Here is a 24,928-nt window from a genome sequence, read left to right as displayed (position 1 = left end):
TTGCCCAGCCACTTGTCTGTTGCCCAGGCTGCCCGCTGTCAGTGTTTCAGTTTGCTACTGGGAGCCGGTGTCGGCAAAAAGCCCTGACTGAGCAGATGGAACACCAGCCAGCCCAGGGCGCACACGCCAATCAGCACGGCAAGCCCCAGCAGCAGCTTCACCAACAGGGCGAGGCCGGGCGAGGCCAGCAGGCCATCCTTGCGTGGCGGTCGCGCTGCACTGACGGCAGCGACTGGTTCGCTGCGGCTGGGCGCAGTCGCCGCAGGGGCGGCCTCGGCCATCTGCTGCGCTGCGCGGCCGGCCTGAGCGGGAAGCAGCGCGGGCGCGTCATCCGCCGGCAGGGCATGGCTCACGGCCACGGTTTCACCGACTGCTCCGGCAGGCGCGGTCGCCAGCATCGCCGGCTCATGGCTGCCCTGCGGGTCGGCATGCACAACCGGGCTGTCCAGCGCCATCTGCGGCGTGGCACCCGCCTCGCCAATGCGCGCTAGGCGGCCCATCAGGCCTTCCAGCCAGCCCAGTGGTGGTGGCGGGGTGAGTTTCGCCGCACGTTCGCGGATGATGCTGCTTTCCACCCGCACGAACACCACGCACAGCAGCGGTACCACCACCTGCAGTGCCGGAGCCTGGGTATTCACCCAGTCGGCCAACAGCGGGTCGCTCACCGCGATCTGGCCGGCCACCCAGCCCAGCAGGGCGCCGCCCAGCGGAATCAGCAGCGGTATTTCATTCAGCAGGCGGGCAATGAACAGGCTGCCGTACATCAGCAAGGGCACGCTGAACAGCAGGCCGAGTATCAGATACAGCACGCTGCCCTGCGCAGCCGCAGCCAGCGCCACCACATTGTCCAGGCTGAGTACCAGGTCGGCCATCACCACCACCGATACTGCCGACCACAGCTGCCGGCTGTCGGCAGCACTGCCAGGGAGGGCATCGCCGTCGTCATCGCCCAGCAGCAGCTTGATGGCAATGCTGATCAGCAAGGCCGCGCCCAGCAGTTTCAGCAAGGGCACTTGCAGCAGGAAGCCCACCACCGTGGTGAGCAAGACCCGCAGCAAAATGGCAAAGCCGGTGCCCAGCAGCACCGCCTTGCGCATCAGCTGCGGCGGCAGCGAGCGGCAGGCCACCGCAATCACCAGCGCATTGTCACCACTGAGAATCAGGTCGAGGAAAAACACTTGCAGCGTCATGCCCAGCGCATGCATCAAACCATCCAGCTCCATCACAGCCTTTCATTCAGCACAATCGCGCCCGGTTCAGCCATGCAAGGCCCCGGTCACCCCGGCGTACAAACCCAGCCCGCCAGTCAGTAAAAACAGTATCCCCACGGCCACGGCATAGCGCCCCTGCAGCCGCAGCCCTGGCGGCAGCTCGCTGCGCGCCAGCCAGAACAGAAAACCCAGCACCAGTGGCAGCAGCACCGCATTGAGCACGGCGGTGGCAATGGACAGCCGCACCAGGCTGTGACTCAGCACCACGGTCAGCGCTGCGGCCAGCAGCAACAGGGCAAACGCACCGTAGAACCACGGCGCCTGCAGCGGATGCTGCTCCAGCGAATGACGGGTGCCGCGCATCTCCCCCAGCGCCCAGGCCGCCGACAAACAGACCACGATGGTGGCCACCAGCGCGCCGCCGCTGAGCGCCAGCGCAAACAGCAAACGGCCGGCCAGCGGCCCCAGCACACGACCGAAGGCATCCGCCAGTTCGGGCACGGTATCCAGCACCACCCCGCCATGGCCGGCAAACACCGCAGCCGCGGCAATCAGCACGGCGGCGGTCACCAGCTGGCACAGCACCGCCCCCAGCATGGTATCCAGCCGTGCTGCACGCAGGTCGCGCAGGTCCAGTCCCTTGTCGATCAGCGCCGACTGCTGGTAGAACACCGTCCACGGCATCACGCTGCTGCCCAGATTGGCCGCCAGCAGGTAGAGATAGCTGGCATCGTGCAGCGGCATGTCCAGCGCCTGCTGCCGGATATGCTGCAGGTCGGGCCGGGCATGCCAGGCCATGTAGAGGAAGGCCAGCTCGGCCACGCCAAACAGCATGGCCACGCGCTCCACCGCACGGTAGCTGCCGCTGCATACCATCAGCAGGATCAGCCCGGCCACCAGCGCCACACTCTGCCATACCGGCACGCCATAAAGCTGGCCGACACCGGCCAGCCCGCTCATCTCGGTCAGCAGCGCACCAAAGCAGCTGGCCACCAGCGCGGCGCAGGACAGCTGGGCCCAGCAGCGGCCAAAGCGCTGCAGGATCAGCTCGCTATAGCCCTTGCCGGTAGACAGCGCCAGCCGCACCGTCAGCTCCTGCACGATGAACAGCAGCGGAATGATGAGGAACTGCAGCAGCAACAGGCGATAGCCCCACTGCGCACCGCTTTGCGCCGCCGTCAGCACGCTGCCGGCATCGGTATCGGCCAGCATCACCACCAGCCCCGGCCCCAGCGTGGCCGCCAGACGGCGCAGCCGGCCGGCGGACAGCCACTGCGCGAGTACCAGCTGGCTCATGGCTTGCCGGTAGCCGGCCCGTTGCGGAAGTCATGCAGCAGCGCCGAATCCGGCGTCAACAGCAAGGTGGGGGCCGAATCAGAGAGTGCCTGACGATAAGTCTGCAGCGAGCGGTAGAACTTGTAGAACTTGGGGTCCTTGCTGAAGGCCGCCGCCAGCACCTTGTTGGCCTGGGCATCGGCCTCGCCATGAATAATGGCGCTCTGCCGCTGCGCTTCGGACAGGATTACCGTGCGTTCGCCATCGGCCTTGGCCTGGATTTCCTGGGCCCACTGCCCACCCTGGGCGCGCAGTTCGCGTGCTTCCTGCTGCCGCGCCGACTTCATGCGGTCGTAAATCGCCTGGCTGGTTTCCAGCGGCAGGTCGGCGCGGTGCAGGCGCACTTCGGTGACTTCGATGCCCAAGGAACGGGCACGGGTAGCGGTTTCCTGCTGGATCTGCTGCACGATGCGGGTACGTTCTTCGGATAGCAGGGATTTGAGCGGCACCTTGCCCAGCTCGCGCCGCAGCGAGGTACTCACCAGCTGGGTGAGCTGCAAGCGGGCCTGGTCTTCCGTGCGCAGCGCCTGATAAAAGCGCAGCGGATTGGCAATGCGATAGCGGGTGTAGGTTTCCACTTCCAGCCGCTTTTCATCACCCAGAATGATCTGTTCCGGCGGCGGTGCCAGCGTTTGCAGCCGCACATCATAAAACTGCAGGCTGTCCACCAGCGGCAGCTTGAACTTGAGTCCGGGCTCGGCATCCACGTCGATGGGGGCACCCAGGCGGATGATCAGCCCCTTCTGCCCTTCGCTGAGGGTATAGAAGGAGGACGACAGCAGCCACAACACTGCCAGTGCGCCGAGGATGCCGGCGCCTTTGTACGAGCGGGCCATCAGCGGGTCTCCTTCGCCGGCTTGGGTTTGTCCTTATCCTGCAATTGCAGCAGCGACAGCACGCCGCCATTACCCGCCTTGCCGGATGAATCCACCACCACCTTGCTGGCCTTTTTCAAGACTTCGTCCATGCTGTCCAGATACAGCCGCCAGGCAGTGACATCCTTGGACTGGGCATAGCTCTGGTAAACCGAGTCAAAACGCTTGGCCTCGCCCTGCGCCAGATTCACCACCTGGCTCTGATAGGCCTGGGCTTCCTGCAGGATGCGGGCGGCATCGCCACGCGCCTTGGGCAGGATATCGTTGCTATAGGCCTGGGCTTCGTTACGGGCGCGTTCCTGGTCGGCACGGGCGCGCTGCACATCGTTGAAGGCGTCGATGACGGCGGCCGGCGGGTCTACCCGCTGCAGCTGCACCTGGGTGACGATGATGCCGCTTTCGGCATCATCCAGCCGGCTTTGCAGCAGGGCGCGGGTTTCTTCCGCTACCTGCTGGCGGCGGTTGGACATCACCGCCTGAATCGGCGTACGCGACACCACCTCGCGCATGGCGCTTTCCGCGGCAATGCGCAGCGAGGTTTCCGGATTGTTCACCTTGAACAAAAACTGCCCGGCATCCTTGATGCGCCAGAACACTGCGCAATCGGCCTCGACGATGTTTTCGTCGCCAGTCAGCATCTGTTTTTCGCGCGGGTCGCTGGAGTCAGTGGCCGCACCGTCAAACAGATTAGCCAGTTTCAATTGCTTGATCTGGGTGACCTTGGGCAGCAGCACGGTTTCAATCGGCCATGGCAGGTGATAATGCAGCCCGGCCTGGGTAGTATCCACCCAGCGCCCCAGGCGCAGCACCACGCCCTGCTCGTCCGGCTGCACCTTGTAAATGCCGGCCATGATCCAGCCGGTGGCCAGCAGGCCGCCCAGCAGCAGCAGGCCCTTGCCGCGCATGCCCATCACATCCAGATAGTAATCCAGCCGCTGCGACCAGCCATGCTGGCCCCCGGCACTGTCCGCTACCGCGGCCGGAGCGTGTTGTCCGGCTTCGTCTTGTTGCACAGCCTTGCCTCTCTCACTATTGGGCGACGGTCGCCCTCGCTTGCCCGGCAAGCGACCTGGGTGCCGGCCCCTGCCCTGCACCCGTCATTGTCTACAACGCAGCAGGGTTATTACGGATGACACACCGCCCCTGCCGCGGCTCAAAACCAGCTGCTTGCCGCCAGGCCGATGCCACCCAACGCCGACAATATCGACACGGCCAGCAGCCAGCGGCGCTGGGTCAATACCGTGATGGAGGCCATGGCCACGGCAATCTGGATCAGCGTCATCGCCAGCGCCATGCGCTCGTGCGGACGCAATACGCGCTCCGATTCCTCGCTCAGCCGGCGCGACTCTTCTTGCAGGGCTTCCGCTTTTTTCTGCTGCTCCAGCTTCTGCTTTTCCTGCTTTTGCAGATCAGCCTGGAACTGGGCCTTTTGCGCCGGATCGGTCACCAGCACCAGCGCCAGCTGATCCAGATGCGCCTTGGTCGATTTGGCCTGGTAATAACCCCAGGCATCCGACGCCTCCGACTGCTTGAGAATGCTCTGATTCTTCAGGAACAGCGCCTCATTCTGCTTGGCGCCGCTCTGGTAACTGAATACCGCACCGATGGTCGCCAGAATCGCGGTCAGCAAGGCAATCTTCTGTGCCAGTTGGCCTTTTTCTGCCTCTTCCTCCAGCAGCTTTTCATGCAGACCCGCGATTTCGTATTCCTCTTCCGCCATCACCATCCCTCCCTTGCTCGACACGGCTGCCCGCCAGCACACGCACTACCGTCAGATTATTCCGCGGGCATCCTGCGGAATACTCTCCTGCCAACAGGGGTAAAACAAGCTAAATTTTGTGCAGATTTTGTATGCACAGCGCTTGGCAGCAAGCGCTGCAGACACGGCGGGCAGCCCGGCAGGGCCACCCGCCGCAAGCAGGCGTAGAACGGCAGACAAAATAACGGAGCCTACCCAAGCCAGCGGCGCCGGCGCAGACAGCACCAGAGCAGGGGCGGCCGGCGCAAGGCCATAGCAGGGTTGTTGGCAGTGGCTCTTAACGCAGTTTTTCCAGCAGCTGGTAGTAGCACATGCCCAGCGCCAGCAAGCTCTGCCCCAGCTTGTCCCCCAGCGGCAGCCGAACATGGCGGAAGTGCTGGAACACATCAAACTGCTCCATGCTGCCGCAAATCGCCTTGGCCATCACCTCGCCCACGATATGCGAGGTAGCCACCCCGTGGCCGGAGTAGCCCTGGGCATACCAGACATTGGGCGACAGTTTGCCCAGCTGCGGAATGCGGTTGAAGACGATGCCCATATTGCAGCTCCACTGGTAATCGATTTTCACGCCCTTGAGCTGCGGGAAAGTACGCTCGATACAGGGGCGCAATTCGGCGGCAATATCACGCGAGGCCTTGCCCGAGTAATTGGCACCACCGCCAAACAGCAGCCGGCCATCGGCCGTCATGCGGTAGTAGTCCAGCACAAAGCGGCAATCGTAGACCGCCACATCCAGCGGATTGAGCTGACGCGCCAGCGCCCCCAGCGGCTCGGTGGTCACAATGCCGCCAGCGGCAGGAAAAATCATGCCACTCAGCTTGGCGCGCTCCAGCTGATGGTAGACATCGCCCGCCAGCAGCACCTGATCGGCACGGATGCTGCCGGTGGCGGTACGCACCAGCGGCACGGCACCGTGGCAGATCTCCAGCACCGGCGAGTTCTCGAAAATCAGGCCGCCCAGGCTGGCCAGGGCCCGCGCCTCGCCCAGACACAGATTCAAGGGATGCAGATGCATGCAGCGCTGGTTATAGATGCCACCAAAATACAGCGGCGTATCCAGAAAGCGCCCCAGCTCGGCCGCCTCCACCAGCTCGACGACATCACCCATGCCATGCTGCTGCGCCTCGGCGAAAGCACGGCGCAATTCCACCATATGAGCCGGCTTGTAGGCGGTATGCAGGTGGCCGAACTTCAGATCGCAGGCGATACCATAGCGCTCGATACGCTGGCGGATAATGTCATGGCCACGCCAGCGCAAAAACCAGATGAAATCGTCAGCCGCCTGCTCCCCCACCTGGCGCGCCAACTGGCGGCGGATGGCCCCATCACCGGACAGGCTGCCGGTGACCTGCCCACCATTGCGCCCCGACTGCCCCCAGCCAATGCGCTGTGCCTCCAGCAAAGCCACTTTCTTGCCACGCTCGGCCAACTCCAGCGCACTGGCCAGGCCGGTAAAACCACCACCAATCACCACCACATCCACGCGGACATCACCCGCCAGCTGCGGGTAAGGGGTATCGCCAAGCATGGTGGCACTGTAATAGGAATGAACACGTTGACTTGTCATTGCACTGATCCGTAACGAAGCTGATGAAATCCTGCCTCCGCAGCGGGAGACAGCGTGATTTACCGTCAGGTCTTCAGCAAGCGTCCCGACACCGGCAGCGCCATGACGCCATCCACGGCAATGCGCGATGCGGACAGTGGCGGGCAGTGTGAGGTAGCGAATCCCGGCAGCCTGTCAGGTAGGCCCTGCAGACCACCGCAGTCTAGCGACAAGCACGACCAGCACTCAATACAAATTTGATCAAAACATTAAACAAATACTCACCAAACACACAGAATCCATCAAAAAAAACCCCACAACCGGCATTTATGTCGGCAAGCCACATTCGCCGCACTGTAAAATTTGATCACACAAACAAAAAGCACGACGACTTATCGCCACCCGACCCCCAGCACCCCGCCCCCTGCAGCCACAAGCAACTACCCAGCCACGCAAAAGCCGGTTACAATGCCACCCTTCGCGGGCGTCGTATAATGGTAATACCCAAGCTTCCCAAGCTTGTGCCGTGGGTTCGATTCCCATCGCCCGCTCCAGACCGAATTCCCGCAGATCCTTGATCTGCAAAAGAAAAAGCCAACCGTCACCGGTTGGCTTTTTTCTTGTCTGGTCGATATCTGGTCAGAGCTGGGTCAAGCTGCAGCAAGCAGCACCCTGCGTGATCAAGGCGGGACCGCTGCTCGGCCAAAGCGGTCTTACAGTATGTTGGAAAGTAACGACCTGTTTACGCTGGATTTCAGACTTTTCCGTATATCGAATCCTGTCTTAGCGTTTTTTCATCACAACCGAGGGCATCCGCTGCTGCAGCCCACGTACCATACTGTTCCTTTGCCCACCGCGCGAGGCGAGCACGGAACCAATGGATGCGTTCAGTGCGGGAGCCTTCCCCATGGGCGCTGCTCTCGTGCTCCGGTGTCAATGTGAAGCGCTCCCACTGGATCAGTGCCTCACGGATCCCCGGACTCGGATCAGGTGATGACCACCAAGCCATGCAGAGCACAGCAAGGCGCTGAAGGTCGCGAAGGTTGCCTCGCAACATGTGGCTACGAAGTGCTTGTTCGAGGTCGCGTGACCACGGCGCATCCTCGGGCAGGTCCTCCCGCTGCCGAATCTCTCGCCAGACCCTCCCCCAGTCCTCTTTGATGTCTTCCCGACACTCACGGAGGGGAGGCACAGTTACGACAAGGTGGCTGAGGCGGTCGAACAGGTCTGTATCAAGGCGCCCGCGCAACTCTGCGACAGGCAGGTTTGATGCGCAAACGAGTTCGACATCTACGGTCTTTTCACGATCGCTGCCGAGCGGCCGGTAGCGACGCTGGCGATCCTGAAATACACGCACGAGCTTCCGCTGAGCTGCTTGCGGTAGATCCTGCACCTCGTCGAGGAAGAGAATGCCTCCGTCAGCTTCGGCAAGGAGACCGAGGCGGTCAACAGCGGCTCCCGTAAAGGCGCCCTTGTGGTGTCCAAAAAGCAGGCTCTCCACAAGAGCAGAGTCGAGACCTCCACATGGCACGGTGACAACCTTCTTCCGCTCCTTTAGCGTCGCAACGAACGTCTCGACCAATCGCGTCTTGCCCGTCCCTCGCTCACCGAGGATGAGCAGCGGCGCTCCAATGACGCGCGCATACCGAGCGAGATGGTCGAACGCCACGTGGCGCGCGGCCGAGCGAGCCTGCGGCTCGTAGACCGCTAGACCAGGCTCGCAGCGCGCAAAGCGGTGGATCTCGGCCAAGTAGGTGGTAATTGAGAAATCCACAGGGTCAATGCGGGGCCGCCTCGTCTCGCGGCTGAGTTGCGAGGACCACAGCTTCGTACCATCTGGGAGCGCACCACCAGCGTGAAGGATAAGCCACACGCTATGCATTGCTGGCGTTCCCGGAGACACGTTGATGTGTAGGCTCCCCTCAAGACCACGAAGGCGTGGCAGCACTAGCGAACACACCTGCTTGTAGATCCCGGCGTGCAGCGTCGGATCGTCAAGAGGAATCTCAACAAGCTCGATCCCCGCTCGCTCGACGAATGCAGGTACCGCTCGCTCACGGCCAGCCTGGACGAGGTAAAGCACGCGCTCGATATCGACATGTCTATTCCGAAGTGCCTTGATGGCGTTCTCGAGCACCTCGCCCCCCGCACGTTCGGAGTGCCAGCACAGAAGTGTTCCAGTGCGGCAACTCATCGGTTCGCTCCCTCGCCGAGTACAACGGTAGCCGCATTAGCCTCAGCCATCAGCACGCACGCCTGTTCTAACTCACGGAAAGAACTCACAGCTACCACAAGACGCCCTCCAGGCTCACGGAACAAGGGCGGCTCATAAGACAATGGAGGACAATCCTTCCCCTCGGATGGACGTAGCTGCTCCTTCGCCTTCGCAGCAAGCGTTGGGGCGACCACACGCCAGATGCAGCGCAGTTCGTGGGCCAGTCGAGGAAGGTCGACGGGTTTAGGGAGCGCCGGCCTCGGTGCTTCGAGCATCGCGGCTGAGGCGGCCGTGATCACGCCGAGGTCCACGTCGACCGAAGCCTTGATATCTACGTCGACTAGCTGTCCCCGTTGCCATAGCATCACCGATCCAGAGAGAGCACCGAGGCGTGGCTTAGATTCGAGCCTCCAAGGCGCGGCACTGCTCCAGATCGTAAGCCGGTCGAGCACCTCTTGTGCACGGCAGTCTGTCAGGCGGACGCCAAGTTCGAACCCAGTATCCAAACCATCACATTGCAGGTTCGCGGACATGACCAGCGCGTGTCCAGAGTCAGTCCAAACGGCTTTGGCATGAAGCCAGCGAAAACCAAGCACGGTGGCACCGGCCTGCGCAAGCGACAGGAGCGCCGGCATTGACGACGGCCGTACCCGCGCGAGCACAGTGACATTCACCCCCTCGCGGGCTCGGGTGCAGAGCCGTTGCACAACTTTGTGGTTCTCGTCCCAACCGAAGCTGCTGACGACAATTCGCGATCTAGCTCCATCAATGAGCTGCAGTACCTCTGCACAGAGCGAGTTTGTCTTCGCCGTCGTTGCGACAATCACCCCGCCCGCCTCGGGATGAGTTACCTTGCCGAGTGGGCGCGTCGACTTGAAGCGATCCTTGGGATCCACTAACTCATGCTCGGCCGACTCCCACATCGCCCACTTGAGGTAACTGGTCACTTCGACCACCTCTGCGGTGGTGAGCGTGACGGCGAGCTCCTCATTCCGCTCAAGCGCCTCGGCCGTCAGGTTCGCGGTGAGCAGGACTCCCGCCGGCTTCGTATCGGGATCGACCACGACGACCTTGGCGTGGAAGTGCGGCGCGGAGCGAAAGAGCGCATGGCCGCCGAGGCGTGTCAGCATCGCCTTGTGCTGCTCGAGCACGCGCTTTTCGAACTCTTCTTCGCTCTCCTCGCGACCGAGGCGCGCTTCGGAGGCGAGCAGGACGTAGACACGGACACCTCGCACAGCCGCCTGATGGATGGCGTCCTCTACCGGCTTGTCTGCAAGCAGAAAACTCGACATTACGACCTTCTCGCGAGCCTGCGAAAGCAAAGAAACGACGGCATTCGCCATCTCTCGGTTTCGGCCAGACTCGAATACCGCGTTGCCTCGCTCATCACGTAGTGCTGTAGTCTTCTGGGTTGAAACCCAAATAGATGGCAGCTCCTGTTGCCGTTGGTCGATGATCTCTTCGAACGACTTTTGCCAAACTTCTTGATTTATGGTGGCCATCACAAACTCCAGTCCTCTGCGGCGACAAGGTGCCACGCACTAGGTGTTGGTCGATTCGTCCACTGTCGTCTGGCCGCATCAGCAAGTACTTCCCTAGTAGGTGTAACCGTGCGGAACTCAGCGAACGGCGCGACCGCATCAGTCGTCCATGCGTTGAAACGATCTACAGTCGCGTAATCTCGGACACGCGCTCGAAGCCTCCACTCAGCCCAACGACTGGCATCAAGATCTGTCCGTGCCCGTAGCGAGACCCTGTCGACAGTTGTGGGGTCGAACGCACCGACTCCCGTGATGTTCGGGCTCCTGAACACCACTGCCCGAATCAGGGACTCTCGCTCGCCCGGTGTCGCGTCGTCGAAGCCGACACGCAGCGCAAACTCCATAGCATCCCAATGTGACCAAAGCCCCTCGGTCTGTATCAGTTGCATCCAGACGGCTTCAGCGCTGACTTCTGGTGGATTAATCGCGGTGTTCACTCGAGCGTCGCCGAGCTTACCGTCAACCCTTAACCGAGCCCCGGACACGTCCCATGCTGCTCGTAACATTGTCTCTACCTTCACCGCTTCACCCTCGGCTTCGAGGTGATCGATGCGGAGTTGTACGCCACCGACGAGCGGAACAGAAACGACACCAACCGCGTCACGGACCCAACGCGGTAATTTCTCAAACGGCCGCTCGCGAACTCTGTCTCGCTCTTTGCCCAGGACCTCTTCGTAAGCCGTCGGCTCCACCCAAGGCTCGACGCGCAGGATCGGTGTGGCAAGCAGCGGGTCGTCACTGGCCCATATCGTCCATGTTCCTTGCTCGGGAACAAAGACTTGCTCCGTCGCTAGCGCTGTGTGCCCTGACTCAGTCAGGACATAGCCACGATCCCTCTGCTCAAGCAGGCGGTAGCGCTCTGCCAGGTCCAGCAAGCGCTGAGCGACGACGCGTCGTGATCTGGCCTCAAAGAACAAGTGCTCTGCAATGTCTCCGGCGTGGGTTGTACCACATTCGCGCACCCGCAGAAGCACAGGCATCAGCTCGGCCCGCTTGGCCGCCTTGGCGATCTGCCCAATCACTCGCCAACAGTAAATTTTGATAGAGCGCTGAAGGCGAATAGCAGGCAGACCATTTTGATGGATGCCAGCTATGCTAGTACCCGATACAACGCCGATTTCACTGATGCTTTCTGCGTCTGACGCGTTGCTGGTCAGCACACCAAGATCAGAAAAATTCTTTATGCTCTTCTTGCCGCTCACAGCGAGCCCTTTCTCAAAGTTTTTTCCCACTTTTCGTTCTTCGCAAAAACCCCGAGCAAGCTCGCCTGCGCCCTAATCATGGCGTGACGGTCGCCGATTACGATTCTTTGGTAACGCGCACGCGTGAGCGCAACATTCAGCCGGTTCGGACTCTCGAGGAAACTAGTTGGGCGCGCGCTGGCACACGAGAGGATCACGAGGTCCGCCTCATGCCCCTGGAAGCGATCGACCGTGCACAACTCGACTACTAGGTATGGCCGCCCCTTGGGGCCGAGAGAAAAGTGGCGCATCCCTTTTCCCTGTCGTGCCCAGCGCCTCAGATGATTTCGAATTTCGCGCTCTTGACCTCGGTAAAATGTCAGCACTGCTGCTTCCCAGGGGCGCTCTCGCCGCTCACCCGTTTTTCGGTCGATCTCAATACGCGGGTTATGTTCAGCCCACTGGTCGAATGCGCGAAGCTCTTCGATAACCGCCCGTGCCTCGACGGGGTTCTTGTTGAAGCTGCTGTTGAAACCACCTCGGACGTCGAGCCAGATTGCTCGGCGAGCGTGGCGCCCGAACCCCCACATGCGCTCTGCCACCAAACTGTCCGGGGTGAAGAGTGCCTCTCGGTCGTAGATGTGCTCGTGCGAGAACGCGGCGATATCAGGGTGCATGCGGTGCTGCGTACTCAGAAGCACATGGCGTGCGCGAATCGCTTGCGTCGGGAGCCCATCTGAAAGTGCAGACCCCTTACGAGTGTTAGGGTCTCGCTCGAAGCCATATCGGAGCGATTCGAGAATCGACGGGAGTGCAACCCGGCGTACGCGATCTATCTCCCTCCAGACCATCTCCGTGTCGGTGCTGGTCTCCGCAGCCGGCAGGAGATCAGCGATCTGATCGCGGAGCCGCTGGCTCGTCGAGCGCGTGCGGTGCTCAGTGGGCTCAGCCTCATGAGCGAAACGCTGCTCGTAGAGGCGTGCGAGTCTCCATGCAACCTCGGACGCCCACTCAGGCTGCTCTTCGCGACCGCGCTCAGAGAGGCACAGCCACGCCTCGGCCCTCCGTCGAAGCGCTTGCAACTCCTCTCCTTTATGCCGCACGGTCACAACGTCGAGCGGAAGCTCCTCAACACGGGCCTCAAGGTCGTTGAGTGCGCCAACGATGACCGCAGCACGCCATAACTCATCATCGCTTTGTGCATTTGCTATATCGACCTCACGGGCGGCTGCCTGTGCGACATACACGTCGAGTGTACTGGGCACGTCGACCGCAATCGCAGCAACCCGTCTCCTTCTTGAGTCAGTTTGGCCGGCCAAGAAGACGTCAATGCAGGCGTTTCGTGTTACCTCGTCGCTAAGGCACGCTTCGACGTTTACAGCCATCGCATCGTCATCCACATATGGCGATAGCTGCTTCGGGTCACCAACGATAACCCAACGCTTTGCAAGGATCGCGGGGACGATGAACTCCTGAAAGGTTGTCTTGGACGCCTCATCGACGATCAACACGTCGAATGTCGCGGCCGCATGTCCATTGGCCTTGACGTCCGGGTGCTGCAGAATGCCGATAGTCGTTCCGCAGACTAGGTTTGCCGCGTTGAGCACCATGCGCTCAATCGTGGTCGAACCATGTCGTACAGCATCGAGCAGCGCGAGCTGCGACTCCGTGAGGTCCCGGCGACCCTCTAGGTGCCGAAGGAGTCGCTCTCGCTCCGTCCGCACAAAGCGCTCGAGCTGCCAGGGGCTTGCTTTCTCGGAGACGTTCCTCCGATCGCCGATGCGCACCGGGATAACAAGGTCTCGGTGCGGATTCCGCTCGTCCATCAGCCTTTCAAGGACGTTATCGACGGCGACATGGGTTGAGGCGCAGAGGAGCGCCCGCTTACCTTCCTTAGCGAGCTGCAGGACCAACTCACAGATAGCAGTCGTCTTGCCGGACCCCGGTGGTCCCTCAAGAAACACGAAGTCGGGTGTCGCCATGGCGATCTCAACAAAGCGGCGCTGTTCATCGGTCCCAGGGCGCCTCTCATCAGTGAGCACCATCCAGCCTTCGTCGTCGATACAGGCCGGTTCGAAGGACGGCCAGCGGGCGTGATCCGCGGACTCCATTAGTCGCAATAGCGGGCCATGGGACGATGACGGTGCATTCTGCAGCGCTTGGAGGGCCTGAATCTGCCTGTGCAGCGTGAGCGTGTTTGGGCGCAGGAGTAGTTGAGCGCCAGCAGGCCGGCGATCAAGTAGAAGCTGCGACGTCTCGGGATCACGATCCAGTACCAGGAGCTTACGTTCCTCCGTGAACCTCCGCCGCCCGTTGCGACGCCGATCTCCAGTATCACCAGCCTTATCATCTTCAAGTAGCTCGAACACATCGCGGACGTTTTCGTCCATGAATGCTCGGAACGTTGACTCAGGCTCGTTCGGACGGTCCTTGGGTTCTTCAAGTTGGACCCAGACTCCACGCACACGATCAACATCATCCACGGCTGGTGCGACGCCAGGTTTCCAAGCGAGCCGCTTCACGGCGGCATCGCTCTCCATATAGTCTTTTGTTCGGCAAAGAAAGTCGTAGAACGTCTTCAAGCCAAAGAAAGCGTTCCTCATAAGGATGTCTGGCCGTCGGACACCTAGACTCTGGTAATGAAGCAAAGCCAAAAGCAACCTCCCTTAATGATTAATGGCATACCAATCACTACAGCAAGAGAGATGCCAGCAACCAACCATCACACAAGTCACTGATTTTATGAAATTTAGCAGTTTCCCTTGCCAAACAAGCAGGGTAAAACCGCCCGTAAACGGGTAAATATACCCGTTAAATATTGCCAATATCATATGAATGATGCAGTTTTTTCACATAATCATCACTAGGCCATGACGGGCCAAGCGGGAAACACAACATTGCCTTGCAGAAAGGACGGCGATTCATCCACGCCGTTTGGTGCACTGGGAGTCTGCTCTTCGGAGACCACGCAAAGGGCAAGGGATAAGCTGTTCGCCGTCGGACGGTCTAATGGAGGAGGTCGGTGGATCAGCGGTAAGCCGCGGCGATTCGCCCGAAGCGGTCACCAGCCTTGCGAACCGAAGTGATGGTTTGTGGCCGATAGCGGACGTCGGGGTGCACCATCGGCTTGTCCGCCAAGGCCGAGTAACGGTCCATCGAGCCACCCCACATCTTCTCTCAGATCGCGGCTTGCCTGGCTGGGGCCGACCTCAGCAAGCACATTCCGGCGAACCGTTTCCTCAAGGCCTTCGCCTTGTCCCGCTCGGTGAACAACGGCGGGCTTCTGTGTGCCTGTCTAGGCACTGAGTGGGAGATGACTACCATGCAAAACAAGATATAGCTGACATGGCGGTAACACGAAAAACCTAGCCACTCACCAAAAATGGGGCAGACTTCACGATCTTGCAGCCGGGATGATATCCAGGCTGCTTTGGTTTTTGCCTGCTGCTTGGCGCAGGGCTCAGGCATTGTGTAGCCATTTTATGTTGATGCCGCTTTTGCCAGCCCCAGCCGCTTGTTGCGACGTGCCAGCCATTGATAGACACCCGAAATGCCCAGCAACATCAGTAGCAGTCCACTGGCGCACATCAATATACGTTGTGTCAGCCCGCCAATACTCCCGTCATGCAATACCAGTGCCCAGCTGCTAATCCGCCGCCACGGCGTGGTCTCTTCCGTTTTTTCCAGTTTCAGCACAGTGGCGTGATAGGGGTCGAGGCTGAGCAGGGTACTGCCATTGGGGTGTAGCTCCCCCGGCAGGCGCAGGCGCAATGTCACAGGTTTGGCTGGCTGGGCACTGATGCTGATGCTGGTCAGCCGGCCTTGGGGTAACTGGCGCTGGGCAACACTGACCAGCCTGTCCAGTGGCAAACGTGGCACATCGGCCTTGATCAGCCTTTGTTTTCCTGCCTTGCCGTGGCCGGCCGGAGTCAGCCAGTTGCGGATAGGCTGATTGAACGCCAGGACCAAGCCACTGAGTGTACTTAGCAACAACAGCAGCAGCATGGCCGCACCGGCACAGCGGTGCAGGTCGCCAATCAGTATGGCCAAGCCTTTGTCGCTGCGCACTCGCCAGGCCTTTGCCCAGTTTTTTGGCCACCAGTGAATGATGCCGCTTAGCAGTACCAGCAAGATAACCACGCCCACCCCGCCCACCCATGTTTTGCCCTCACTGAGTAGCAGGCGCTCATGCAGAGAATGCAGCCAGCGCCAGCCATCTGTAGTGCTGTTGGCAACTGGCAAGATTTTTCCGCTCACCGGGTCCAGCCATAGCGTGTTGTCTTCGTGGCCTGGCATGCGTATCCGGGCCTCGATGGCGTCCTGCCTGCTATCGGCTAGCCGCAGCGTGACCTCGCCTCGTGGATGAAGGGCGCGGATGGTGTCGTAGCCGGCTTGGTAGTTGGCCGGGGAGCTCTGCGCTGGCAGGGTCTGTGCGGGAATGGTTGGCTGTAGTTCCTGGCGAAATACCAACAGGCTGCCGCTACAGCCCAGCACGATGGCAAACAGGGCGGCAGCCAGGCCCAGGTAGCGGTGTAGCAGGATGATGATGCGTTTCATAGATTGTCCAGATCAGTCAGGAGGCCCTCGTCAACTGCCCGCGCAGCCTGTGTTAAGGCGCTGGCGGGTAGGGGCTGGCGGTATCGACGGAGCGGGTGCTGGCCTAGCAGCCTGACCAGAGCCCGCTCCGCTAGCAATAACTGCAGATCAGAAGGTGAGGCTGGCCTTGACCAGTAGCTCGCGTGGGTCGCCCAGACGCACGGTGGATACGCTGCCGCTGCTGCTCGTGGTGGTGGTGGTGCCGGTACTGGAGGCGTAGTAGGTTTTGTCGAATACGTTTTTCAGATTGGCCTGGATTTCCAGCTTTTTGCCACGCAGGCGGGTTTGCCAGGCGATGAAGGCATCGGTCACGGTGTAAGACGGCAGCTGGAAGGAGTTGGCCGCATCCCCCTGACGCTCGCCCACGTAGCGGGTGCCGCCGCCTATACGCCAGTGGTTGCCAAACACATCATTGCCCAGATCGTAGGCCAGATTGATGCTGCCGCTGCGCTTTGGCACGTTGTACAGCTGCTTGCCGGCATAAACCGGATCACTGGTGACGATGGCATTGGTGTAGGCCAAGGCCAGGGTGAGCGACAGTTTTTTGGTGATTTCACCGCTGACATCCAGTTCCACCCCCTGCGAGCGTACCTTGCCCATGGCTTTGTCGATGCCGTCGGTATCGGTGGCCACCACATTGGTTTTCTCGATATGGAATACGGCGGCAGTAGCACTGATGCCGTGGTCTTCCAGCTTGATACCTGCTTCGTGCGATACCCCGCGTTCCGGGGCAAAGCTTTGGCCATCGCTCGCCGCATTGGGCTGGAACGATGTGCTGTAACTACCGTAGAGCGACCAGTGGGGCGTCAGTGTGTAGATCAGGCCGAACTGCGGCAGGGCGGTGTAGCCATCGCTACGGTCACTCACCACATAAGGTCGCCCTACGCCATCTTCCTGCTGGTAATGCTGATAACGCAGACCGTAGGTGGTGCGCCATGCCGGTGATAGCGCCCAGTTGTCCATCAGCAGCAGGGATTGGGTATTGATGGTGCTACGGTTGTCGCTCTGGCTGGCGCTCAATGTGGTATTGGCGCTGCTAACACGGCCATACACCGGATTGTTGACATTCAATTGGGTCAGGCTGCTGGCACTACCGCGGAAGGTGTCCGAACGCAGCTCGCGAAACTGGGTGACATCCAGCCCGATTACCGGTTTGTGGTTCTGCCCCAGAATGGAAATATCGCCTTGCAACTTGCTGGACAGGGCCAGCGTGCTGTTGTTGACCACATTGCCATCCAGCCTGCGGGTTAGCACGCCAGTACGCGCATTATAGGCGGTGGCGCGGGTTTCGTAGTTGCTATAGCTGATTTCATTCCAGGCGAGCTGGGTATCCAGCGTCCATTGGCTGTTCAATACCCGGCCATAGCTGGCGGTGGCCGCCTGTGTCCTGCCTTGGGCCACATCCAGCAAATCACCCAGCCGTGTCTCGCGGGACACATTCAGCGGCTTGCCATTGTAAAACACCGTACCGCGATCCCAGGGCATGGAAAAATCCGTGTACTGGTAGGACAGCAGCAGCTTGTTGCGCTCATCATTCCAGGCCAGGGATGGTGCAATCATGGTGCGCTTGGTACTGCCAAAGTTGCGCCAGTAGTCGGTATCCTGCTTGTCGGCAATCAGGCGATAGGCAAGGTTGGAGTCGCCAATGGGGCCGGTCGTGTCCAGCGTGACCGAGCCGCCACCAAAGCTGCTGCTTTGCCCGCTGAGAGTGGTTTGGGGAATGTTTTCCGGTTTTTTACTGATGACATTGATGACCCCGCCGGGCTCCTGAATACCGTATAGCAAGGAGGCCGGGCCTTTCAGCACTTCTACCGATTCCGTCGTGGCGTCGAAATTGCTCATCAGATAAGAGCGCACGCCATCACGCAGAATGCTGCCATCGTTACGCTCGCCAAAGCCGCGGCGGGTGAAGCTATCCTGTATCCCGGCCAGCGTGTTGCTTTCCACAATGCCACTCACCGTACTGACGGCCTCGGCCAGGGTTTTCACCTGCTTGTCAGCCAGGGTTTGTGGGGTGACACTTTGCACCGCCTGCGGAGTGTCCATGCTGCTTTGGGCATAGCCGGCCACACTGGTAGTGCGGCTCTGGTAACTGTGCTGCGGGTTGTTATCGATATTGGAAGTAACCGAAACCATATCCAACGTTACAGCATCATCGGCTTTGGTGGTCACAGAGGTCAGGAGCAAGAGGGTGCTGGACAAGACGGCGGCAGTTTTCATGAAGCATTATTATGTTAATGAGAATCATTATCATAAATTAAATCACCTCATTCGCCCAGCCTGTTTTTTGTATGCAAAAGCCACATATAGTATGAAGTGTGCAAGACAAGCGCAGAGGATGGCCGCGAAGCAGCGAGCAAACTACCGATGCCCCTACTCCACGTCACCAGCACAAGCCCCCATACCGCAAGGCTGGGGGCTTGGTTTTAGCAATCATTCAGTCACAGCGAACCGCTGTAGGCTTCCTCGCCATGCAGGGTTTGATCCAGGCCGGTTTCCTGCGTGTGTTCGTCAATCAACACGGGGGTCATCTTGTTGATCAGCCAGAGCATGCCGTAGGTAAAGCCGAAGGCCCACAAGCCGGACACCACTGCCGCCACCACCTGTTTCCACAGGAAATCCGGGTTGCCCATCAACAGGCCATCGGCACCGGCCGGGTTCCAGGCCTTGCTGGCAAACACCCCCAGCAGCAATGTGCCCAACAGGCCGCCCACACCGTGCACGCCCCACACATCCAGCGCATCATCCCAGCCCAGACGGTTTTTCAATTGCACTGCGTAATAGCACACCACCGCAGCGATCACACCGATGACGGCAGCAGTACCCAGCGAGACATAACCAGCCGCCGGCGTAATGGTGGCAAGGCCAGCCACCGCACCAGTCAGCAAGCCGATGAACTTGGGTTGCCGCGCATGCGACCACTCCAGGAAAAACCAGGCTGTGCCGGCAAACGAGGCGGCGACGTCAGTATTGAGGAAGGCCGATGCGGTGATGTAATCCACCCGCAGTTCCGAGCCGGCATTAAAGCCATACCAGCCAAACCACAGCAGGCCAGTACCCAGGGCAATCAGTGGTACATTGTGCGGTTTGTTTTCCACCACCGAGCGCCGTCCCACATACAGTACAGAGGCCAGCGCGGCAAAACCGGCGGTGTTGTGCACCACGATACCGCCGGCAAAGTCCAGCACGCCCCACTTGGCCAGCAGGCCATCAGGACTCCATATCATGTGGACAAAGGGGAAATAGACAAAAATCAGCCAGCCGGTGAGAAACAGGAAATACGCTTTCACCGTCACCCGGTTGGCGAAAGCCCCGGTGATCAGCGCCGGGGTGATGATGGCAAACATCATCTGGTAGGCCACGTGCACGATCAGCGGTATGCCGGCATCGTTGCCGGTATACATGGTATGCAGGGTAACGCCGTGCATGAAGGCGTAGTAGGTGGGGTCGCCCACAATGCCATGCCATGTCGGGCCAAAGCACATCGAATAGCCAAAGGCAAACCACAGCACCGTGGTCCAGCCCAGTGACATGAAGCTTTGGGCCATGATGGTCAGCACATTCTTGCGGCCGACCAGACCACCATAAAAGAAAGCCAGACCAGGCGTCATCAACATCACCAGGCTGGCACACAGCAGCATGAAGCCGGTATTGCCGACATTAAGCGGCATGAGTGAATTTGTCATCGAACACATCCTTCAATCCATAAATAATTATTTACTAATACTGTTGTGGATGGGATGCTGCGCTTTGCTGCCGTGCAGGCATTTGCGGCAGATCAAGTGAATGCACGACACGTGACAAGCCGCCAGGCCGCGTCGTTTTCCTGCCTCCTGCGCGTGGCAAAAATGCTGAAATTGTCGCAGACAAGCCCCCGTGCTGCGCCGGGCAAAAGCCGTGTCCGCCACTACACTCGACTGCAGCAGGCAGAGTGCCCGGCCGGTGCTGGCAGTTTTGGGCAAAGTCCCAGCCACCAATGGCTGTGCCAATGCTGAGCAGGATTCAGCAGCGACATTGCCGCCCAATCCCCTGCTGCCTGCCATTTCCCGCAGCTGGCCAGCCGATTACGGCCAGTCTGCTAAAGCATGCTAAAATCCACGCTTTACAAATGCCGGCTGCCCGGTAATATTTTGGCTTTGCCAAACTTGGGCAAGCGGCTGCCAAGCCCTGTCAGCCACACCATGCTTGCAAACGACATCATCCTGCCTAGAGCCGCTAGCCAAACCCCTGCTGCTGCGTTGCGCCTCCTGGCCGTACCCATGTACTGTCAGCGTCGGCACGCCTTGCCCCAGGCACGCTACGCTATTTCGCTAGCCGCTCTTAGCCCCCCGAAGACGCACTCATGAAATGGAACTCCGGCCGGCTATGGCTTCGTATCTCGGTCTACGGCGCAACGACGCTGCTGACGCTGTTTGTCATCACCCAGGCACTGATTTTCTGGAAATTCGATGAAGCATCGATCCGCACCACCCTCGCCGCCTCGCTGCGCGATACCCAGCGCCAGGTAGTGGTGGAAGGCAAGATCACCCCCACGCTATTCCCCTCGCCCGGCCTCAGCATTCACCAGCTCACCATCAGCGAGCCGGGCAGCAGTCTGCCTTTTGCCCGGGTGGAGCAGCTGGACGTCTATCTGTCCTGGCTGCCGCTATTGACCGGCAACCGCGAAATCAAGGCGCTGGAGCTGCATGGCGTCAGTGCCAGCATCATCCGTGCCGCCGATGGCCGGCTGTCGGTGATGGACCTGTTCCAGCACCATACGCCGGGCAACGTCAGCATGAAGCTGGACAGCCTGCTGGTGCGTGAAGGCACACTGCTCTATTCCGACCGCGTGACCGGCAATGACCAGAAACTGGATACCATCAGCCTGGATGCCGACGACCTGCGCAGCAGTGCCAACCTGAGCGCCGCCGCCATTCTCAGCAATGGTAAACGCCCCATCCGCCTGGCCATCAGCACCCCGCTCACCATTCAGGACGATCAGGTCAGCCTGGAAAAAGTGGATGCCGTTGCCTTGTCCGAGCTGCCAGGACTGGGCGAGAGCAAGTTTGCCGCCACGGGTCAGTACAAGCTGAATTTCGCCACGCTGCAAACCTCGGGCAAGGATCTGAGCTTCAGTTTCAGCAGCGAGCGCCCCAGCAGCCAGCTCGAGCTGAAAGTGCCGGAGCTGAACGCCAGCTTCAATGAAATCACCATGCCGTCGGCCCATCTGGGCGGCAAGCTCAGCTATGCCCACAGCCAGTACCAGCTGGATGCCGGCCTGGACAACCTCAAGTTCACCGAAGGCGGACTGGCCGCAGACAAGGTCAAGGGTGATTTCAACTGGCAGGCCGGCGATACCCGGCTCAACTTCAAGCTGGATGCCCCGCTGGCACTGATGGGCATGAAGCAGCTGCGCATGCAGCCGCTGAACATGACCGCCACGCTCACCACGCCGCTGCTGCCGCGCGGCAAGCTGTTTTCCAGTATGGAAGGCGCGCTGGATGGAGACCTGGACGAGCCGCGGCTGAATCTGCGCGTGGCCGGCAAGCTGGACGGCTCCGACCTGTCGGTAACAGTCAGCCAGTTTGGCCTGATGAAGCCGCGTCATGAAGCCACCCTGTCGGTCGGCAAGCTCGACCTCAACCGCTACCTGCCGGAAAGCAAGGGCGATCCGGTGGCCATCTTCCAGGACAGCAAGCCGATTCCGCTGGACTGGCTCGATTACTTCGACCTGACCGGCAAGATCGCCATCGGCGAACTGGCCATGGGCCGCTTCCGCATGAACAATCTGAGCGCCAGCGTGCGCGTCAACCCGCGCGAACTGGAGCTGGACCAGATGTCGGCCGACATCTACCAGGGCCGTTTGCAAGGTGACATCCTGCTGGCGCGCCGCGATACACCGCACCTGGAGGTCAAGCAGACACTGAAGGACATGAACATCCGCCCGCTGCTGGTCGATCTGTTCAACTTCAGCCGTCTCGATGGCAAGGGCAATGGCCAGGTTGACATCAGTGCGGATGGCAAATCCTTCCTCGACCTGCGCAATACCCTGACCGGCACGGTGGAAACCAGCCTGAACAAGGGTGCGCTGACCGGCATCGACCTGGTTGCCGCCCTGAAAAACCTGCCGGCCGAGCTGAAAGAGTGGAATACCCAGGCCCAGGCCGATCAGAAAACCACCTTCTCCACCCTGTCCGCCGGCTTCCGGCTGGACAAGGGTGTGGCCCGCAACCAGAACATGCAGCTGGCTTCGCAGCTGGTCAATGTGAAAGGTTCAGGCAAGGTGGATCTGACGCAGAACATCGTCGACTACACCATGGATGTACAGGCCAATCCACAGGAGTTCAGCCGGCTGAAGGGTGTCAACGTACCGCTGAAGATTACCGGCCCGCTGAATGCGCCGGTGTATGCGCTGGACTTCAACGCCATGGTCAAGGGCAAGAAGACCGAAGGTGAAAAGCAGCAGGCACTGAAGCAAGAGCTGAAAAAGCAGATCACCACCATTCTGCCCTGAGCCCGCAAGCCGTGCAGTCAAGCACAAGGCCGTGTCGATGACACGGCCTTGTTCATTGCAGCAGGGACACGCAGCCGCTCAGCCTTCCAGAATGCGCGCCTCAGCCAGCGCCAGCTGTTCCGGCGTGCCCAGCAGTACCAGTACATCGTTGGCATCGATTTCAAAATCAGCATCGAAGTCCAGCCGGCGGATGCTGTTGCGGCGCACCGACTTCACCTCTACGCCCAACTGCTGCAGATGCAGCTCACCCAGCGGCCGGCCGATGGCATGGGCGCCGGGGCAGGCCTGGATACTGAGCAAACGCGGCACCAGCGCCTCGTCCAGCCCTTCGGCATCGTCGCTGGCACCACGGAAGAAACCGCGAAACAGGTTGTAACGCTCTTCCCGCACCGAACGGATACGCCGCAGCACCCGATTCAGCGGTACGCCCAGCACCATCAACGCCTGCGAAGCCAGCATCAGGCTGCCTTCCATCACCTCGGCCACCACCTCGTCGGCCCCGGCCTTGCGCAGCAAATCGATATCACTGTCATCCACGGTACGCACGATCACCGGCAAATCCGGCCGGGCAGCCTGTACCGTATGCAAAATGCGCAAGGCGGCATGGGTATCGGCAAAAGTCACCACCACCACCTTGGCGCGCATCAGGCCACCAGCCACCAGCACTTCCTTCTTGCCGGCATCGCCGAACACCACCGGGTCGCCGGCCTCACCGGCCTCGCGCACCCGCTCCGGGTCCATGTCCAGAGCGAAAAAGGGAATGCTCTCGGTTTCCAGCAAACGGGCCAGCGCCTGGCCGCTTCGGCCATAGCCGCAAATCAGCACATGGTCGGACTTGCCCATGCTCTCCACCAGCAGGTGGTGCAGGCTCAAGGCCTGCATCATCCAGTCCTGCTTCACCAGCCGGCGGGTAATGGCCTCGCCATGCATGATCATGAACGGCGCCACCAGCATCGACAGCAAGATGGCGGCAATGGCCGCCTGCTCGGTGCTTTCGGCAATCAGGCCCAGGTTGCCGGAAAGCGCCAGCAGCACAAAGCCGAACTCGCCGCCCTGCGCCAGCGCCAGGCCAGCACGCATGGAATGATTGGGCTGATGGCGCAACAAACGCCCCAGCACGAAGACAATGCCCAGCTTGGCCAGCAGCAGCAGGCCCAGCATCAGCGCCACTTCACCAAAGCGGTCAAACAGTACCGACAGCTGCAGGCGCATGCCGACAGTGACAAAGAAAAAGCCCAACAGAATATCGCGGAAGGGCTTGATGTCCTCCTCCACCTGATAGCGGTATTCCGTTTCGGAAATCAGCATGCCGGCAACAAAAGCGCCCAGCGCCAGCGACAGGCCGGACAACTCGGTCAGCCAGGCCACCCCCAGGGTGATCAACAGCACATTGATCATGAACAGTTCGCCGGAACGCTGACGCGCCACCAGATGAAACCACGGCCGCACCAGGCGCTGGCCAAAGAACAGCAGCAGTGCCATCACCACCACCACTTTCACCGCCGCCAGTCCCAGATCCATCCACAAGGTTTCACTACCCCCGGCAAAGGCCGGCAGCAGAATCAGCAAGGGCACCACCGCGATGTCCTGAAACAGCAGCACGCCAATCGCCAGCTGGCCGTGCTGCTGATTCAGCTCCAGCCGCTCGGTCAACAGCTTGCTGACAATGGCGGTGGACGACATCGCCAGCGCGCCCCCCACGGCAAAGCCGGACAGCGCCGAGCCGGACAGCCAACCCATCACCAGCGCAATCAGCAGCATGGTCGCCAGCACCTGGGCCAGCCCCAGGCCAAACACCAGATGCCGCATCGCCCGCAGCTTGGGCAGGGAGAACTCCAGCCCGATGGAAAACATCATGAAGACAATACCGATCTCACCAAGAAACTGGGTTTCCTCGCCATCCGGAATCAGGCTGGTCACACCGGGGCCGGCCAGAAAGCCCACCACCAGATAGCCCAGCATCGGTGGCACCCGCAAGCTGCGACACAGGGTAACGGACAGTACGGCGGCCAGCAGAACCAGCACAATGGGAGCAAGCGAATGCATTGGTGCGACAATCTCCTGTAAAACCGGACGAGAAAAAAGGCATGATGCGGACAAGGCCAGCCGGGCGCAAAACTGGAAATTACCCCCGACCCCGCGCAGAAACAGCCATGAACAATGGCTAAAACCGTAG

The 24,928-nt window shown here is 60.5% G+C and carries 15 protein-coding genes and 1 tRNA gene; 2 read left to right on the top strand and 14 right to left on the bottom strand.

Going from position 1 to position 24,928, the window contains the following annotated elements; translation table 11 throughout:
• Positions 1 to 38: 38 nt before the first annotated feature.
• From EAY64_RS11615 to EAY64_RS11590, 6 genes are all read right to left on the bottom strand, one after another.
• Positions 39 to 1,223 carry a YjbE family putative metal transport protein gene (locus tag EAY64_RS11615; protein WP_103524926.1) on the bottom strand — a complete coding sequence of 395 codons (1,185 nt, stop codon included), beginning with the start codon at positions 1,221 to 1,223 and terminating at the stop codon, positions 39 to 41.
• Between the two features lie 33 nt (positions 1,224 to 1,256).
• Positions 1,257 to 2,507, bottom strand: coding sequence for an NRAMP family divalent metal transporter (locus EAY64_RS11610; RefSeq protein ID WP_199734436.1), 1,251 nt, complete (start codon positions 2,505 to 2,507; stop codon positions 1,257 to 1,259).
• Positions 2,504 to 3,382, bottom strand: coding sequence for a protease modulator HflC (gene hflC, locus EAY64_RS11605; RefSeq protein WP_103524925.1), 879 nt, complete (start codon positions 3,380 to 3,382; stop codon positions 2,504 to 2,506). Before hflC ends, EAY64_RS11610 begins: the two co-directional genes overlap by 4 nt.
• Positions 3,382 to 4,434, bottom strand: coding sequence for an FtsH protease activity modulator HflK (hflK, locus tag EAY64_RS11600; RefSeq protein ID WP_226034199.1), 1,053 nt, complete (start codon positions 4,432 to 4,434; stop codon positions 3,382 to 3,384). The genes hflC and hflK overlap by 1 nt, the downstream gene beginning before the upstream one ends.
• A gap of 140 nt (positions 4,435 to 4,574) precedes the next feature.
• Positions 4,575 to 5,165 (bottom strand): DUF4337 domain-containing protein, encoded by a 591-nt coding sequence (locus tag EAY64_RS11595; RefSeq protein ID WP_147456211.1) that lies wholly within the window; start codon positions 5,163 to 5,165, stop codon positions 4,575 to 4,577.
• Positions 5,166 to 5,457: 292 nt separating this feature from the next.
• Positions 5,458 to 6,747, bottom strand: a complete 1,290-nt coding sequence (locus tag EAY64_RS11590; protein ID WP_103524923.1) for an NAD(P)/FAD-dependent oxidoreductase — start codon at positions 6,745 to 6,747, stop codon at positions 5,458 to 5,460.
• A 459-nt stretch (positions 6,748 to 7,206) separates the two neighbouring features.
• Between EAY64_RS11590 and EAY64_RS11585 the strand changes: the two genes are divergently transcribed.
• Positions 7,207 to 7,280 (top strand) — tRNA-Gly (locus EAY64_RS11585).
• Positions 7,281 to 7,480: 200 nt separating this feature from the next.
• Here the strand turns inward: EAY64_RS11585 and EAY64_RS11580 are convergent.
• The 7 genes from EAY64_RS11580 to EAY64_RS11550 all read right to left on the bottom strand — a co-directional run bounded on the left by EAY64_RS11580 (position 7,481) and on the right by EAY64_RS11550 (position 19,945).
• On the bottom strand, positions 7,481 to 8,863 hold the full coding sequence (locus EAY64_RS11580; RefSeq protein WP_199734435.1) for a sigma-54-dependent transcriptional regulator: 1,383 nt from the start codon (positions 8,861 to 8,863) through the stop codon (positions 7,481 to 7,483).
• A gap of 53 nt (positions 8,864 to 8,916) precedes the next feature.
• Entirely contained in the window at positions 8,917 to 10,443 is a 1,527-nt protein-coding gene (locus tag EAY64_RS11575; RefSeq protein WP_103524921.1) for a phospholipase D-like domain-containing protein, read from the bottom strand.
• Entirely contained in the window at positions 10,443 to 11,714 is a 1,272-nt protein-coding gene (locus EAY64_RS11570; protein ID WP_103524920.1) for a hypothetical protein, read from the bottom strand. Before EAY64_RS11570 ends, EAY64_RS11575 begins: the two co-directional genes overlap by 1 nt.
• The gene (locus EAY64_RS11565) at positions 11,681 to 14,245 is read right to left on the bottom strand and encodes an AAA domain-containing protein (RefSeq protein ID WP_199734434.1); all 2,565 of its coding nucleotides are present in this window, start codon (positions 14,243 to 14,245) and stop codon (positions 11,681 to 11,683) included. Before EAY64_RS11565 ends, EAY64_RS11570 begins: the two co-directional genes overlap by 34 nt.
• A gap of 898 nt (positions 14,246 to 15,143) precedes the next feature.
• Positions 15,144 to 16,220: a PepSY-associated TM helix domain-containing protein gene (locus tag EAY64_RS11560; protein ID WP_103524918.1), complete on the bottom strand. Its 1,077-nt coding sequence runs from the start codon at positions 16,218 to 16,220 to the stop codon at positions 15,144 to 15,146.
• A 147-nt stretch (positions 16,221 to 16,367) separates the two neighbouring features.
• Entirely contained in the window at positions 16,368 to 18,395 is a 2,028-nt protein-coding gene (locus tag EAY64_RS11555) for a TonB-dependent siderophore receptor (protein WP_158604671.1), read from the bottom strand.
• 305 nt (positions 18,396 to 18,700) lie between these two features.
• On the bottom strand, positions 18,701 to 19,945 hold the full coding sequence (locus EAY64_RS11550) for an ammonium transporter (protein ID WP_199106629.1): 1,245 nt from the start codon (positions 19,943 to 19,945) through the stop codon (positions 18,701 to 18,703).
• Between the two features lie 656 nt (positions 19,946 to 20,601).
• Here EAY64_RS11550 and EAY64_RS11540 point away from each other — a divergent pair.
• A complete protein-coding gene (locus tag EAY64_RS11540) occupies positions 20,602 to 22,752 on the top strand; it encodes an AsmA family protein (protein WP_103524914.1) in 2,151 nt (716 codons plus the stop codon).
• A 78-nt stretch (positions 22,753 to 22,830) separates the two neighbouring features.
• On the opposite strand, the gene EAY64_RS11535 is transcribed toward EAY64_RS11540, so the two are convergent.
• Positions 22,831 to 24,798 (bottom strand): monovalent cation:proton antiporter family protein, encoded by a 1,968-nt coding sequence (locus EAY64_RS11535; protein WP_103524913.1) that lies wholly within the window; start codon positions 24,796 to 24,798, stop codon positions 22,831 to 22,833.
• Positions 24,799 to 24,928 lie beyond the last annotated feature (130 nt).

Source organism: Aquitalea palustris, from assembly GCF_003693445.1.
In the GTDB taxonomy this organism is placed as follows: Bacteria; Pseudomonadota; Gammaproteobacteria; order Burkholderiales; family Chromobacteriaceae; genus Aquitalea; species Aquitalea palustris.
The sequence above is the reverse complement of the archived record's forward strand: the minus strand, read 5'-3'. Positions and strand labels throughout refer to the sequence as shown.

Excerpts from the sequence above, each read along its gene's own strand:
- EAY64_RS11615 (WP_103524926.1), bottom strand. The coding sequence starts at position 1,223 with ATGGAGCTGGATGGTTTGATGCATGCGCTGGGCATGACGCTGCAAGTG.
- EAY64_RS11610 (WP_199734436.1), bottom strand. The coding sequence starts at position 2,507 with ATGAGCCAGCTGGTACTCGCGCAGTGGCTGTCCGCCGGCCGGCTGCGC.
- hflC (WP_103524925.1), bottom strand. The coding sequence starts at position 3,382 with ATGGCCCGCTCGTACAAAGGCGCCGGCATCCTCGGCGCACTGGCAGTG.
- EAY64_RS11590 (WP_103524923.1), bottom strand. The coding sequence starts at position 6,747 with ATGACAAGTCAACGTGTTCATTCCTATTACAGTGCCACCATGCTTGGC.
- EAY64_RS11575 (WP_103524921.1), bottom strand. The coding sequence starts at position 10,443 with ATGGCCACCATAAATCAAGAAGTTTGGCAAAAGTCGTTCGAAGAGATC.
- EAY64_RS11560 (WP_103524918.1), bottom strand. The coding sequence starts at position 16,220 with ATGAAACGCATCATCATCCTGCTACACCGCTACCTGGGCCTGGCTGCC.
- EAY64_RS11555 (WP_158604671.1), bottom strand. The coding sequence starts at position 18,395 with ATGGTTTCGGTTACTTCCAATATCGATAACAACCCGCAGCACAGTTAC.
- EAY64_RS11550 (WP_199106629.1), bottom strand. The coding sequence starts at position 19,945 with ATGACAAATTCACTCATGCCGCTTAATGTCGGCAATACCGGCTTCATG.
- EAY64_RS11540 (WP_103524914.1), top strand. The coding sequence starts at position 20,602 with ATGAAATGGAACTCCGGCCGGCTATGGCTTCGTATCTCGGTCTACGGC.
- EAY64_RS11535 (WP_103524913.1), bottom strand. The coding sequence starts at position 24,798 with ATGCATTCGCTTGCTCCCATTGTGCTGGTTCTGCTGGCCGCCGTACTG.